The organism is Nocardioides sp. zg-1228, assembly GCF_017086465.1.
Taxonomy (GTDB): Bacteria; Actinomycetota; Actinomycetes; order Propionibacteriales; family Nocardioidaceae; genus Nocardioides.
Map to the genome: position 1 here is coordinate 4,041,260 of NZ_CP070961.1, position 13,616 is coordinate 4,054,875.

Genomic DNA, 13,616 nt, shown 5'->3' on the forward strand with positions numbered 1-13,616 from the left:
GAGCGGTGGCTGCGTCGATGCAGGCCGGTGACGTCCTCGCCGGGCGCTACCGCCTCGACGACCTCCTGGCCGAGTCGGGTGCCGGCCGGTTCTGGCGGGCCCACGACCTCGTGCTGCACCGCCCGGTCGCCGTCCACATCCTCGGCCGCGACGACGACCGCGCCCAGCCGCTCCTCGAGGCGGCGCGGCGCACCGGCCCGGTCATCGACCGGCGGCTGCTGCGGGTGCTCGACGCCGAGGAGGCCGACGGCCGCTGCTTCGTGGTCAACGAGTGGGGCCAGGGCGACTCCCTCGACATCCTGCTCACCCGCGAGGGGCCGATCGCCCCCCGCCGCGCCGCCTGGCTCGTCGCCGAGGTGGCCGACAGCCTCGTCGGGGCGCACGAGGCGGGGCTCGCCCACGGCTGCCTGACCCCCGAGCACGTGCTGGTCGACCAGCACGGCCAGGTACGCATCATCGGCTTCGGCGTCGAGGCCGCCCTGCGCGGCCTCCCGCCCGGTCGGGCGCAGGTCGACGACGTCGACCTGGTGGGGCTGCTCTACTGCGCGCTCACCGGCAAGTGGGCCGGGGTCTCCCCCTCCGCCCTGCCTCCCGCACCCGAGGTGCACGGGCGGGTGCTGCGCCCACGGCGGGTCCGCGCCGGCATCCCGCGGATGCTCGACGCGCTCTGCGACCAGGTGCTCAACCCCCAGCGCGAGGACGCCCCGCCGCCCTCGGCCCGCACCGTGCGCGACCTGCTCCTCGAGCACGTCGGGGAGACGACCGGCACCCACGTGCCCGCCCACCCCCTCCACGCCGTGCTTCCCATCGCCACCTCGTCGCCGCCCACCGTCTCCGGCGCGCCGCCCACCCCCGTCCTGGCCCCCGACCTGGCCCCCGACCTGGCCCCCGACCTGGCCCCCGGGGCCGCCACCCACACCGCCACCGAGGTCGAGGACGGCACCCGCACCGACGTCGAGCTGGTGGTCCCGTCCGGCTCGGACCCCGACACCGAGGTCGCCCCCCGGGTCGGTCCCGCGGCCGACGCCGACCCCGGGTCGCCGCCTGCCGACGCGTCGGCGCCCGCTCCCGCTCCCGCTCCCGCTCCGTCGGTGACCGACCTGCCCACCGAGGCCGGGATGCCGGTGTTCCACGACGACGACGAGGTCGACTGGCTGCGTGCGCGCGCGGAGCGGCCCGCGCCGCCGCCGCCGCTCGACGAGCCGGAGCCCAAGCCGCTCTTCGCCCCCGACCCGCCCGACGGTCAGCCCGTACGCCGCCCGCGCCCCGGCAGCCGGGCCGTCACCGACTCGTCCTACTGGCCGTGGGACTCGGGCCCCAACACCGACTCCGGCGTACGTCCGCTCGGGCGCGACACCGGGTCGTGGGCCTCCGGGTCGTGGTCGGACGACCGCTGGGACACCGGCGACGCCGACGACACCGGCGACCAGGTGCCCGGACGCCGCTGGATCCGGCTCGCGCTGATCATGGGCATCTGCCTGCTCGTGGGGGTGGCCGCCGTCGCCGTCTACCAGCTCGGGCTCAAGCCGCCCACGCCCGGCTCCGGCGACGAGCCGACCGCCACGGCCAGCCCCAGCGTGGCCGAGCCGACGGCCTTCGCCGACCTGAGTGCCGTCGACTTCGACCCGCAGGGCGCCGCCCCGCAGGAGGAGAACCCCGACTCGGTGCCCAACGTCCTCGACGGCGACCCGGCCACCTCGTGGTCGACCTCGACCTACGAGCAGAACTTCGGCCCGGCCGGCCTCAAGACCGGGGTCGGCCTCGTCGTCGACCTCGGCGCCACCAAGGCGGTGCGCCGGGTGGTCGTCTCCACCACCGGCGGACAGACCTCGCTCGCCGCCTACGTCACCTCCGAGCCGCCCACCGGCGTCGCCGAGCTCACCCCGGTCGGCACCGCCTCCGGCACCGGCGACCTGACGGTCGACCTCGACGAGGCGGTGTCCGGGCGCTACGTCACGGTCTGGCTCACCCTGCTGCCCCAGGTCGACGACGGCTTCCGCGGCACGATCACCGAGGTGCAGGTGCTCGGGTGAGCACCGCCGCGAGCGACGAGCGCTCCGACCAGGCGCTGCTGCAGGCCCACGTCGACGGCGACGCGGAGGCGTTCGGCGTGCTGTTCGCCCGCCACCGCGACCGCCTGTGGGCGGTCGCGCTGCGCACGATGGGCAACCCCGAGGACGCTGCCGACGGACTCCAGGACGCCATGATCGCGGCGTTCCGTCGCGCCGGCTCCTACCGCGGTGAGGCCGCCGTCACGACCTGGCTGCACCGGGTCGTGGTCAACGCGTGCCTCGACCGCATCCGGTCGGCGCGGATCCGGCGCCTCGAGGCGCTGCCCGACGACGTCGAGGACCGCGGCACCGTGGTGGCCACCGCGGTGCGCGACGACCGGCCCGACGAGGTCGCCGTCGACTCCGAGCGCCGTCGGCGCGTGCTCGACGCGCTCGCGACCCTGCCCGCCGAGCAGCGCGCCGCGCTCGTGCTGGTCGACATGGAGGGCTACCCCGTCGCGGAGGTGGCCCGGATGCTCGGGTGCGCGGAGGGCACGGTGAAGTCCCGCTGCTCGCGCGGACGCACCAAGCTGGCCGGGATCCTCGCCGACCTCCAGCACCCCGCCGGTGACCCGCCCCACGGGAACCCGCCGCCCGACGGTCCCGTCCAACCGAGCGTGCGGCCGCGGGGACCGCCCGCGCCCTGACCCCGTTCTCCGATCCCGACCCTGGTCCGTGACCGGGTCGCCTGACCCCGACCGTGACCACGCCGCGCCGCCCGAGGAGGTGAGCCCCGATGCCCGATCCCTCCGGGCTGCCACCCGAGCAGGAGGCCGTACGCCGTCTCCTCGCCGACGCGCGTCACGACGAGTCCACGCCTCCCGAGGTCGTCGCGCGCCTCGACGACACCCTGGCCTCGCTCGTCGCCGAGCGCGGTGCGGACGCGACGGCGTCGTCGTCGCCCGGGAGGATCGTCGACATCGGCTCGCGCCGGCGGCGCCGCGCCGGGATCGGGCTGCTGGCCGCCGCGTCGGTCGTGGTCGCCGGGGTCGCGATCGGCCAGGCCCTCCCCCGTGTCGGCTCCGACGACGCCAGCGCCGGGTCCTCCTCCGAGAGCTCGATCGCCGGGGCCCCCGCGCCGAGCCGCGACCCGAGCGCCCGCGACAGTGCCGGTGGCAGTGCCGACGACGGGGCCGACGACGGGGCCGGTGCGGCCGAGTCCGCGCCGGAGTCGCTCAAGAGCGGCGGTGCGACGGCGTTCGCGGGTCGTCCCACTCTCGCCTCAGCGGACTCCCGCCTCGACGACGAGCTGTTGGCGCTGCGCCCGCAGGCCTCCGCCCGGCACCGGGTGGTCGGCTCGCCCGACGCCGTCGACGGCTGCGACCTGCCGGACCTGGGCCGTGGGCGCCGCCTGCTCGTCGAGGTCGACGGCCAGCCCGGCGTGGTGGTGTTCCGTCGCCCCGACGGCGCTGCCCAGCAGGCCGAGGTCTACGTGTGCGGGATCACCGACCCGGTGCGCACCCTCACGCTGCCCGCGCCCTGAGCGCCCCTCCGCTGCGGAACAACACTCCCCTACGATCCGTTGAGGATGGCGTACCGCCCACCCCCCAGTCGATCCCGCAGGAGTCACTGACCACTCATGAGCACCAGCACCGAGACGCGCAACGTCATCATCATCGGCTCGGGCCCCTCGGGCTACACCGCCGCCGTCTACGCGGCCCGCGCCTCGCTCAACCCGCTCGTCCTCGAGGGCTCGGTCACCGCCGGTGGCGCGCTGATGAACACCACGGAGGTGGAGAACTTCCCCGGCTTCCGCGACGGCATCATGGGTCCGGCGCTGATGGACGAGATGCGCGCCCAGGCCGAGCGGTTCGGCGCCGAGCTGGTCTCCGACGACGTCGTCGAGGTCGACCTCACCGGTGAGGTGAAGGTCGTGAAGACCGCCACTGAGACCTACACCGCGCGCGCGGTGATCCTCGCCACCGGCTCGGGCTACCGCAAGCTCGGACTGCCCAACGAGGAGGAGCTCTCCGGGCGCGGCGTGTCGTGGTGCGCGACCTGCGACGGCTTCTTCTTCCGCGAGCAGCACATCGCGGTGGTCGGCGGTGGCGACTCGGCCATCGAGGAGGCGACCTTCCTGACCCGCTTCGGCTCCAAGGTCTCGCTGATCGTGCGCCGCGACGAGCTGCGCGCCTCCAAGATCATGCAGGAGCGGGCGTTCGCCGACCCCAAGCTCGAGATCGAGTGGAACTCGGTCGTGGAGAGCATCAACGGCAGCGACCGTCTCGAGTCGATCACCCTCAAGGACACCGTCACCGGCGAGACCCGCGAGCTGCCCGCCACCGGGCTGTTCATCGCGATCGGCCACGACCCGCGCTCGGAGCTGCTCACCGGGCAGGTCGACCTCGACGGCGACGGCTACGTGCTGGTCCGGCACCCCTCCACGGCCACCAACCTGCCCGGGGTGTTCGCCGCCGGCGACCTGGTCGACCACCACTACCGCCAGGCGATCACCGCCGCCGGCACCGGCTGCTCGGCCGCGCTCGACGCCGAGCGCTACCTCGCCGAGCTCGACCACACCGGGGCGACGGCCCGCCAGGCCCAGGACGACGTCGCGATGGACGCGCTCACCGACCAGGTGCAGACCGCCGGCCTCTGAGGCGCGCCCGGGAACATCTGCCCCCGACCCCGTGTTGGGACAGCACTGACTTCCGTCGCATCAACAGCATCGAGAGAGAGGCACACCCGTGGGCAACATCGCCGCCGTGACCGACGCCGAGTTCGAGGCGCAGGTCCTGAAGTCTGACAAGCCGGTCCTCGTGGACTTCTGGGCCGAGTGGTGCGGCCCGTGCCGCCAGGTCGCCCCGATCCTCGACGAGCTCAACGCCGAGCACGGCGACAAGCTCACGTTCCTCAAGATGAACGTCGACGAGAACCCCGTGACGCCGTCGTCCTACCGGGTCACCGGCATCCCGACGATCAACGTCTACCAGGGCGGCGAGGTCGTGAAGTCCATCGTGGGCGCCAAGCCCAAGGCCGCGCTGCTCAAGGAGCTCGACGGCATCATCTGAGCCCCACCTCTAGTCGCGCGAGGCGACCCGCACCGATCCGATCGGGCGGGTCGCCTTCTGCGTGGGGCGCACCACCCCCCAGACCTTCTCGAGGGCGAGCTCGACCTCGTCCTTCCAGCTCAGCGTCGTGCGCAGGTCCATCCGCAGCCGCGGCGTCGTCGGGTGCGCCCGCTGGACGGTGAAGCCCACCCGGCCGAGGAAGTCTGCCGGCAGCACGCACCCGACGGTGTGCCCCCGCGTGTCGCCGTAGGCCTCGATGGTGGTGTGACCTCGCTCGACCAGGTCGGCGGCCATCGACTGGACCAGCAGGCGTCCGAGTCCGCTGCGCCGCAGGGACGGCTCGACCCAGGCGGTGGCCGCGATGATCGCGTCGGGCGAGCCCGGGGCGGTCGGCAGGGCCGCGGCACCGGGCAGCCGCGGCACCGGGGCGTAGACGATGTGCCCGACCGTACGACCGTCGATGCGCACCACCCGCCCGCACGGACCCCACTCGCGTGTCACCGACGCGAGCCAGCGCTCCTTCTCGGCGATCCGGTCGGCGTCGTCGAGGCGCGAGCGCTCGACCGGGGTGAGCTCCCAGAACACGCACGAACGCACCGGGTCGGCCAGCTCTCGGAGGTGGTCGAGCGTCAGGTACGCGGTCTTGCGGGACACGTCTCGATGCTAGACCGCGACCGCGCCTGAGAGGATGAGGCGTGCGCCCGATCCGACAGAGCAAGAAGCTGCAAGGTGTCCGCTACGACGTCCGCGGCCCGATCCTGCTGGAGGCGCAGCGGCTCGAGGCCGAGGGCCACCGGATCCTCAAGCTCAACATCGGCAACACCGCCCCGTTCGGGTTCGAGGCGCCCGAGCAGATCCTCGCCGACATGATCCACCACCTGCCCCAGTCGCAGGGCTACGCCGACAGCCAGGGCATCTGGTCGGCGCGCACCGCCGTCATGCACTACTACCAGTCGCGCGGGCTGCGCGACGTGGGCGTCGAGGACGTCTTCATCGGCAACGGCGTGTCCGAGCTGATCTCGATGGTGCTCCAGGCGTTCGTCGACGACGGCAACGAGATCCTCGTGCCGGCCCCCGACTACCCGCTGTGGACGGGCGCCGTGACGCTCGCCGGTGGCGTCCCCGTGCACTACCGGTGCGACGAGGCCAACGAGTGGAACCCCGACCTCGCCGACATCGAGGCCAGGATCACCGAGAACACCCACGCCATCGTCATCATCAACCCCAACAACCCCACGGGCGCCGTCTACAGCGCGGAGACCGTCAAGGCCCTCGTCGACATCGCGCGGCGCCACCAGCTCGTCGTGATGGCCGACGAGATCTACGAGAAGATCCTGTTCGAGGACGCCCAGCACCACCACGCGGCGACCTACGGCGGCAACGACGTGCTGTGCCTGACGTTCTCGGGGCTGTCCAAGGCCTACCGGGTGTGCGGCTACCGCGCCGGCTGGGTGATGATCTCGGGGCCCAAGGAGATCGCGACCGACTTCCTCGAGGGGCTCACGCTCATCGCCAACATGCGCATGTGCGGCAACGTGCCCGCCCAGCACGCCATCCAGACCGCCCTGGGCGGCTACCAGTCCATCGAGGAGTTCATCGGCCCCGGAGGACGCTTCTACGAGCAGTCCATGCTCGCCCACCGGCTCCTCAACGAGATCCCCGGCGTCAGCAACGTCAAGCCGCGCGGGGCCCTCTACTGCTTCCCGCGGCTCGACCCGGCCGTCTACGCGGTCGATGACGACCAGGAGCTGGTGCTCGACCTACTGCGGGCCAAGAAGATCCTCGTCACGCACGGCACAGGGTTCAACTGGCCCGAGCCCGACCACTTCCGGCTGGTGACGCTGCCCGAGGCGTCGGTGCTCGAGGAGGCCATCGGGCGCATCGCCGACTTCCTCGCCACGCGACGCTGATCACGAACGGTCGCCGCGCCGCTCGGGCGACCCCTAGGCTCCTCGCCATGCGCGATGTGACCTACCCGCCGATCATCGTCACCGCCAAGACGGCCTTCCGCCTCCTCGGCCAGGACATCAGGCTCTGCGGCACCGACCACGTGCCCCGCGAGGGGGGCGTGCTGCTGGCGTTCAACCACGTCAGCTACCTCGACTTCATCTACGGCGGGCTCGCCGCCCACCCGTCGCGACGGCTGGTCCGGTTCATGGCCAAGCGCGAGATCTTCGACCACCGCATCGGCGGTCCGGTCATGCGCTCGATGCATCACGTCCGGGTCGACCGGGGCGAGGGCGTGGAGAGCTTCCACCAGGCCGTCGACCTGCTCCGCCGCGGGGAGGCGGTCGGGATCTTCCCCGAGGCCACCATCTCGCGCGCCATGGAGCTCAAGGAGTTCAAGACCGGTGCCGTCCGCATCGCCGCCGCGGCCGACGTTCTGCTCCTGCCCGTGATCCTGTGGGGCACCCAGCGGATGATGACCAAGGACCACCCGCGCGACTTCTCCCGCGGGCGCGCCATCTCGATCACCGTGGGCGAGCCCCTGCACTCGACGGGCGACGACCCGGTGGGTGAGACCGCGCAGCTCCACGACCGGATGTCCGAGCTGCTGCGCGAGACCATCGCCGCCCACCCGGCTGCGGAGCAGCCGCCGGGCTCGTGGTGGCTGCCCGCGTCGATGGGAGGCGGTGCCCCCACGCTCGAGCAGGCCGCGCGGCTCGACGCCGAGGAGAAGCGCGAGCGCGCCCGGCGCCGCGCCGAGAAGCGTGCCTCCACGCGGGCAGCGATGCCGGCAGACAAGCAGCCAGAGCGCTAGATCGATCTGTCGCTAGGTCGCCACATCGTTACATCGATTGAGCGACATGTCGCTTTGTCGACATTGGTCGACCGCCTGGTCGAGACCGCGCACACCGGCCCCGGATCGGACGTGGTGTGTCGGCCCGCCCACCGTCAGATCGGGCGGTCGTCCCGGTTGCGCGGGTCCATGATGTCGACGATCCGGCGCAGGTCGTCGAGGCTGGCGAACTCGACGGTGATCTTGCCCTTGGCCTTGCCGAGATCGACCTTGACGCGCGTCTCGAGCCGGTCGGAGAGCCGGTCGGCGAGCTCGCCGAGACCGGGCGCGACGGGCTTGTTGCGCCGCACCCGGGGGGCGGCCTCCTCGACACCGACCGACACGATCTCCTCGAGCCCGCGCACCGAGATGCCCTCGGCGGTGACCCGTGCAGCGAGCTTGTCCTGGAGCGCCGCGTCGTCGACCGAGAGGAGCGCGCGTGCGTGCCCGGCCGAGAGCACTCCCGCAGCGACGCGCCGCTGGACGGCGGGAGAGAGCTTGAGCAGCCGCAGGGTGTTGGAGATCTGCGGTCGCGAGCGACCGATGCGCTGGGCCAGCTCCTCGTGGGTGCAGCCGAAGTCCTCGAGCAGCTGACCGTAGGCCGCCGCCTCCTCGAGGGGGTTGAGCTGGGAGCGGTGGAGGTTCTCCAGCAGGGCGTCGCGGAGCATGTCCTCGTCGTCGGTCTCGCGCACGATCGCGGGGATCGTGTCGCGGCCGGCCTGCTGGGAGGCCCGCCACCGGCGTTCACCCATGATGAGCTCGTAGCTCTCCTCGCCCGTGCGCCGCACCACCACCGGCTGCAGGAGACCGACCTCACGGATGGAGTGCACCAGCTCGGCGAGTGCCTCCTCCTCGAAGACCTGCCGCGGCTGGCGGGCGTTGGGCCGCACCTGGGCGATCGGCAGCTCGGCGAAGTAGGCGCCCGCGCCGGGAGCAGCGGCGCCCGCGTCCGCGGCGGCCGGGACCGCGGCGGCCGGTCCGCCACGGTCGGACGACGGCGCAGCGGCGGCGTCGGGCGTCGAAGGAGCGGGCTGGCTGGGCGTCGTGGGGATCAGCGAGCCCAGGCCACGACCCAGCCCGCGGCGCGGTGCGTTGGCGCTCATGCCTGGACCTCGATCATGTAGATGCTCCCTTGGTCGCGATCTCACGGGCGGCCTCCAGGTAGGAGAGTGCTCCCGCCGACGCCGGATCGTAGGTCATCACGGTCTGCCCGTAGGACGGCGCCTCCGAGACCCGCACGGACCGCGGGACGGCGGTCTTGAGCACCTGGTCCCCGAAGTGTCCACGGACCTCCTCGGCCACGCCGGCCGCGAGCCGGGTGCGGGCGTCGTACATCGTGAGCAGGATGGTCGAGATGGTCAGGCGGGGGTTGAGGTGCTGACGCACCATCTCCACCGTCTCCAGCAGCATCCCGAGGCCCTCGAGCGCGTAGTACTCCGCCTGGATCGGGATGAACATCTCCCGCCCCGCCACGAGCGCGTTGAGGGTGAGCAGCCCGAGCGACGGGGGGCAGTCGACGAGGACGTAGTCGAACCGCTCCTCGCCCGCGTCGGCCGCGCTCCCCACGAGGGGGTGGGCGGTGATGGCGCGGTCGAGCCGCTGCTCGCGCGCCACCACGCTGACGAGCTCGATCTCGGCCCCCGCCAGGTCGATCGTGGCCGGTACGACCCACAGGCCGGGCAGGTCGCCGCACTCGGTCATCACGTCGGCCAGCGGAGCGCCCTCGACGAGCATGTCGTAGGTCGACGGGACGCCACGGTGGTGGTCGATGCCGAGGGCCGTCGAGGCGTTGCCCTGCGGGTCGAGGTCGATGACCAGGACCTTCTGGCCGAGCTGGGCCAGGCCCGCCGCGACGTTGACCGTCGACGTCGTCTTGCCGACCCCGCCCTTCTGGTTGGCCACGACCATCACCCGGGTCGCCGGGGGACGTGCGACACCCTGACGGCGCAGTCCGCCGGTCCGCGCGAGCACCGAGTGCTGGGCGGCCTGGGCCAGTGGGGTCGCCTGGTCCGCGAAGTCGGTGTCCTGACCCGCGAGCTCGCCGGCGGTGCGCACCTGCCACGCCGGCTTGGTTTCACGTGAAACACCGCGGGTCGGGACGGGCGGCTCCGTCGCCGGGCGCTCGCTGGTTCCACGTGAAACATCGTCCTCAGACGGCGAGGATGGCACGGGCCGGTTGTCCCCGTTCTGTGGATGACCCACACCAAACTGTGGATAATCCCGCTCACCCCCCCCTGCCGCGTCGGTGGAAAACGGGTACGGCCGATCGCCGGAACGCCAGTGCTCACCGCCCTCGGGAACGCCGCCGCGCCCGTCGTCGGTGCCATCAGTGTGGACGGTGGGATCGTCATGGGGGCCGTGGCTCAACTCAGCTCACCTCTCGCTTGGTCGCTCGTCGGTCCCCGCGCGCGGGCCGCTTGGTGGGGGGCGTGTTCCGGTGCCCGCGGGCAAGAGGCCAACCTATCCGGCCCGGATCGGCCCACGGCACCCGGAGGACCGTCGTCGGCGGATCGAGCACGCCGACGCCGACCTCGAACACCTCGGGCTCGCCGCACCGCCAGCGACGCAGCACCGCACGGGAGGCCGCGATCTCGTCGTGCACCGACCGACCCTTCATCGCCACGAGTGCGCCGGTCGGCGCCACCAGCGGCATCGACCAGCCCAACAGCCGGTCGAGCGGGGCCACCGCGCGGGAGGTCACCACGTCGTACGTCTCGATGCCGTGCAGCTCCTCCGCCCGTCCCCGCACCACGCGCACGTGCGTCAGCCCGAGCTCGGCGACCACCTCGTCGAGGAACGTCGTGCGCCGTAGCAGCGGCTCCACCAGCGTCACCGCCAGGTCGGGACGTGCGATCGCGACCACGACACCGGGCAGGCCTGCTCCGGTGCCGATGTCGCACACCGTCGATCCGTCCGGGATCGCCTCGGCGAGCACGGCTGAGTTGAGCAGGTGCCGATCCCAGAGTCGCGGCGCCTCCCGCGGGCCGATCAGCCCACGCACGACGCCCTCGGTCGCCAAGAGTTCGGCGTAGCGCTCCGCAAGCGGCAGCCGGTCGGACGCGAACACCCCCCGCGCCTCGGGAGGCACGGAGGGTGTTTCACGTGAAACGTCGTCACTCACGCCGGGAGGATCACCACGTGTCGCTTGGGCTCCGCGCCCTCGGACTCCGAGGTGAGTCCGGCGGCGGCGACCGCGTCGTGGACGACCTTGCGCTCGAAGGCACTCATCGGGTCGAGCGAGACCGGCTGGCCCAATTCCCTCACCTGGGCGATGGACGTCTCGGCCAGGGCGACGAGGCGCTCGCGCTGCTGGGCGCGGTGTCCGTCGATGTCGAGCATCAGGCGCGAGCGCTCGCCGGTCTCGCGGTAGACCGCGAGACGGGTCAACTCCTGGAGCGCCTCCAGCACCTCGCCGTTGCGCCCCACGAGCAGGCTCAGGTCCGCGCCGCCGATCTGCACGCTCGCGCGGTCACCCTCGACGTCCATGTCGAGGTCACCGTCGAGGTCGGCGATGTCGAGGAGCTCCTCGAGGTAGTCGGCGGCGATGTCACCCTCGTTCTCGAGGCGCTGCACCTTGGACGGGCGCGCGGCACCGGCCTCGTCCGCGCCGGCCTCGTCCGCACCGGCGGTGTCGACGGGTGCGGCGTCGACGTGGGTGGTGGCCCCGCCGTCGGGGGTGGCCTCGGTGGTCTCGCCGTCGGTCAGCTGCTCGCTCACGTGTGTCTCCTGGTCTCGATCACGGAGGACGGCGTCCGCAGGGTCGCCGTCCCGGGAAGTCTGGTCAGCGCTTCTTCTTCTGGTTGCGCTGGGCCTTGGTCTGGCGCTGCGGCTGCTGCCGGGACTGCGACTTCTCCGCGCGCCTGGCCTCCGCCTCCGCTGCGAGCCGCTCCTCCTCGAGCTGCGCGGGCGTCTTCTGTCCCTTGCGGGCCGCCTTCGCGCGGTCGCGCTGCTCCTTGGCGTCGGCCGCGGGCGTGCCGGGCGCGGGGTTGTTGCGGATCACGTAGAACTGCTGGCCCATCGTCCACAGGTTGGAGGTCGTCCAGTAGAAGAGGACGCCGACGGGGAACGCGATGCCACCCACGGCGAAGACGACCGGAAGGACGTAGAGCAGCATCTTCTGCTGCTGGGCGTACGGGCCGGAGAGCGCGTCGGCCGGCATGTTCTTGCTCATCAGCTGGCGCTGGGTCAGGAACGTCGTCGCCGTCATGGCGAGCACGAGGAACGCGGCGAGCACCCGAACGCCGATGTCGTCGGTGTTGAGGAACGTGTCGGAGATCTTGGCCCCGAGGAAGATCGCGTCGCCGAACTGCGTGTTGAGCTGCTCGGTCATCAGGCCGCGCTCGTGCGAGGGGTCCTTGGCGGCCTGGTCGATCAGCCGGAACAGGGCGAGGAAGATCGGCATCTGCAGCAGGATCGGCAGGCAGGACGCGAACGGGTTGGTGCCCGAGTCCTTGTAGAGCTTCATCGTCTCCTGCGCGAGACGCTCACGGTCGTGGCCGTACTTCTTCTGCAGCTCGCGCACCTTGGGCTGGATGAGCTGCATGTTGCGGCTGGACTTGATCTGCTTGACGAAGAGCGGGATCAGCGCCATCCGGATGACGAGGGTCAGCCCGATGATCGAGAGGACCCACGCGACGCCCGACGTCTCGCCGAACAGGGAGCCGAACAGCTTGTGGAAGCCGACCAGCACCGCCGAGATGACGTAGTAGAGCGGGGCCATGATCGCGCCGCCGATGGCACCGAAGAAGTCGAGCACTCATGCTCCTCGAGTTGCAGGGGACTCCGCGGCCGAGCCGGCGCGGGAGGGAACGGGGTCGTAGCCGCCGGCTGCCCACGGGTGGCAGCGGACCAGACGACGTGCGGCCAGCCAGGTGCCACGCGGGGCGCCGTGCACGGTGACGGCCTCGAGCGCGTAGGCCGAGCAGCTCGGGTGGTAGCGGCAGACCTGGCCGTAGAGGGGGCTGATCGCGAAGCGCCAGGCGCGGATGAACCCGATGAGGAGGTGCTTCATGGGGTGCTCACCCTGCTCAGGGTACGGGCCAGATCGGCGCAGAGGGTGGCGTACGACGCATCGGCCGCGGCCGGGAGCGCACGGACCACGAGCGCAGCACGACCCGGGAGCCCCTCCAGTGCGGGGAGGTGCTCCCGGGTCAGGTGCCGAAGTCGTCTCTTCACACGGTTGCGCGTGGCGGCGTTGCCCACGGACTTGCCGACCGTGAACCCCACCTGCACCGGCGCCGGTGTCGCGTCGGGATCCACCCACAGGTGGACGACGAGCGTCGAGGAGCCGGAACGCCGCCCCTGGCGCACCGTGCGACGGAAGCCGTCAGCGGTGGTGAGGCGGTGGGCAGCGGAGAGCACGGCGGGCGCCGTGGGCCCCGGCCTCAGACGGCCAGGCTCTTGCGGCCCTTGCGGCGCCGGCTGGACAGGATGGCGCGACCGGCACGGGTCCGCATGCGCAGGCGGAAGCCGTGCACCTTGTGACGGCGACGGTTGTTCGGCTGGTACGTACGCTTGCTCACGGCTATTTCTCCGAAGGTTTCGAGGGATGTCCACTCCACACGGCGTCGGTGCAGGCGTTCGGCCGGCACCGCGCACCCACGCAGCCGCCAGGCGGCGGATCGTGGACATGCGGCACCCGTCGACAGGGAGCGACCGGCCAACGGTACGCGGAGGGCAAACGGGGGGTCAAACCCGCGAGCCCTCCCGGGGGCCGACCCTGTGGATGACGTCTTGCTCCACGGCTCGCTCGGTTGTTACGTTCCCTGTGTCCGC

General features: G+C 72.3%; 16 protein-coding genes. 7 read left to right on the top strand and 9 right to left on the bottom strand.

All coding sequences use genetic code 11. From position 1 onward, the window contains the following. Window positions 1-5 precede the first annotated feature (5 nt). The 5 genes from JX575_RS19445 to trxA all read left to right on the top strand — a co-directional run bounded on the left by JX575_RS19445 (window position 6) and on the right by trxA (window position 5,062). Complete coding sequence (locus JX575_RS19445) at window positions 6-2,033, top strand: protein kinase family protein (RefSeq protein WP_186339674.1); 2,028 nt, start codon at window positions 6-8, stop codon at window positions 2,031-2,033. Next, window positions 2,030-2,698, top strand: coding sequence for an RNA polymerase sigma factor SigM (gene sigM / locus JX575_RS19450; RefSeq protein ID WP_186339675.1), 669 nt, complete (start codon window positions 2,030-2,032; stop codon window positions 2,696-2,698). Before JX575_RS19445 ends, sigM begins: the two co-directional genes overlap by 4 nt. Window positions 2,699-2,787: 89 nt before the next feature. Then, complete coding sequence (locus JX575_RS19455) at window positions 2,788-3,534, top strand: hypothetical protein (RefSeq protein ID WP_186339676.1); 747 nt, start codon at window positions 2,788-2,790, stop codon at window positions 3,532-3,534. Window positions 3,535-3,630: 96 nt separating this feature from the next. Then, the gene (gene trxB, locus JX575_RS19460; protein WP_186339677.1) at window positions 3,631-4,650 is read left to right on the top strand and encodes a thioredoxin-disulfide reductase; all 1,020 of its coding nucleotides are present in this window, start codon (window positions 3,631-3,633) and stop codon (window positions 4,648-4,650) included. An 88-nt stretch (window positions 4,651-4,738) separates the two neighbouring features. Beyond that, complete coding sequence (gene trxA / locus JX575_RS19465; protein ID WP_277395305.1) at window positions 4,739-5,062, top strand: thioredoxin; 324 nt, start codon at window positions 4,739-4,741, stop codon at window positions 5,060-5,062. A 9-nt stretch (window positions 5,063-5,071) separates the two neighbouring features. On the opposite strand, the gene JX575_RS19470 is transcribed toward trxA, so the two are convergent. Beyond that, window positions 5,072-5,716 carry a GNAT family N-acetyltransferase gene (locus tag JX575_RS19470; RefSeq protein WP_186339678.1) on the bottom strand — a complete coding sequence of 215 codons (645 nt, stop codon included), beginning with the start codon at window positions 5,714-5,716 and terminating at the stop codon, window positions 5,072-5,074. Between the two features lie 41 nt (window positions 5,717-5,757). On the opposite strand from JX575_RS19470, the gene JX575_RS19475 reads away from it, so the two are divergent. Next, window positions 5,758-6,972 carry a pyridoxal phosphate-dependent aminotransferase gene (locus JX575_RS19475; RefSeq protein WP_186339679.1) on the top strand — a complete coding sequence of 405 codons (1,215 nt, stop codon included), beginning with the start codon at window positions 5,758-5,760 and terminating at the stop codon, window positions 6,970-6,972. 47 nt (window positions 6,973-7,019) lie between these two features. Continuing rightward, window positions 7,020-7,823 carry a lysophospholipid acyltransferase family protein gene (locus tag JX575_RS19480; protein ID WP_186339680.1) on the top strand — a complete coding sequence of 268 codons (804 nt, stop codon included), beginning with the start codon at window positions 7,020-7,022 and terminating at the stop codon, window positions 7,821-7,823. Window positions 7,824-7,957: 134 nt separating this feature from the next. Here the strand turns inward: JX575_RS19480 and JX575_RS19485 are convergent, their stop codons facing one another. From JX575_RS19485 to rpmH, 8 genes are all read right to left on the bottom strand, one after another. Beyond that, window positions 7,958-8,944 carry a ParB/RepB/Spo0J family partition protein gene (locus JX575_RS19485; protein WP_186339681.1) on the bottom strand — a complete coding sequence of 329 codons (987 nt, stop codon included), beginning with the start codon at window positions 8,942-8,944 and terminating at the stop codon, window positions 7,958-7,960. 13 nt (window positions 8,945-8,957) lie between these two features. Then, window positions 8,958-9,896 (bottom strand): ParA family protein, encoded by a 939-nt coding sequence (locus JX575_RS19490; RefSeq protein ID WP_277395306.1) that lies wholly within the window; start codon window positions 9,894-9,896, stop codon window positions 8,958-8,960. A 313-nt stretch (window positions 9,897-10,209) separates the two neighbouring features. Further along, window positions 10,210-10,908 (bottom strand): 16S rRNA (guanine(527)-N(7))-methyltransferase RsmG, encoded by a 699-nt coding sequence (gene rsmG / locus JX575_RS19495; RefSeq protein WP_313960510.1) that lies wholly within the window; start codon window positions 10,906-10,908, stop codon window positions 10,210-10,212. 50 nt (window positions 10,909-10,958) lie between these two features. Continuing rightward, the gene (locus JX575_RS19500) at window positions 10,959-11,558 is read right to left on the bottom strand and encodes a R3H domain-containing nucleic acid-binding protein (RefSeq protein ID WP_206054461.1); all 600 of its coding nucleotides are present in this window, start codon (window positions 11,556-11,558) and stop codon (window positions 10,959-10,961) included. Window positions 11,559-11,622: 64 nt separating this feature from the next. Further along, the gene (yidC, locus tag JX575_RS19505; RefSeq protein WP_186339683.1) at window positions 11,623-12,597 is read right to left on the bottom strand and encodes a membrane protein insertase YidC; all 975 of its coding nucleotides are present in this window, start codon (window positions 12,595-12,597) and stop codon (window positions 11,623-11,625) included. Next, window positions 12,598-12,852 carry a membrane protein insertion efficiency factor YidD gene (gene yidD, locus JX575_RS19510; RefSeq protein WP_186339684.1) on the bottom strand — a complete coding sequence of 85 codons (255 nt, stop codon included), beginning with the start codon at window positions 12,850-12,852 and terminating at the stop codon, window positions 12,598-12,600. Continuing rightward, on the bottom strand, window positions 12,849-13,202 hold the full coding sequence (gene rnpA / locus JX575_RS19515) for a ribonuclease P protein component (protein WP_186339685.1): 354 nt from the start codon (window positions 13,200-13,202) through the stop codon (window positions 12,849-12,851). Before rnpA ends, yidD begins: the two co-directional genes overlap by 4 nt. 23 nt (window positions 13,203-13,225) lie before the next feature. Then, entirely contained in the window at window positions 13,226-13,363 is a 138-nt protein-coding gene (rpmH, locus tag JX575_RS19520) for a 50S ribosomal protein L34 (protein WP_011758123.1), read from the bottom strand. Window positions 13,364-13,616 lie beyond the last annotated feature (253 nt).

Bases quoted from the DNA above. Each gene is read 5' to 3' on its own strand.
- JX575_RS19485 (WP_186339681.1), bottom strand. From the start codon at position 8,944: ATGAGCGCCAACGCACCGCGCCGCGGGCTGGGTCGTGGCCTGGGCTCG.
- JX575_RS19480 (WP_186339680.1), top strand. From the start codon at position 7,020: ATGCGCGATGTGACCTACCCGCCGATCATCGTCACCGCCAAGACGGCC.
- trxB (WP_186339677.1), top strand. From the start codon at position 3,631: ATGAGCACCAGCACCGAGACGCGCAACGTCATCATCATCGGCTCGGGC.
- yidD (WP_186339684.1), bottom strand. From the start codon at position 12,852: ATGAAGCACCTCCTCATCGGGTTCATCCGCGCCTGGCGCTTCGCGATC.
- JX575_RS19455 (WP_186339676.1), top strand. From the start codon at position 2,788: ATGCCCGATCCCTCCGGGCTGCCACCCGAGCAGGAGGCCGTACGCCGT.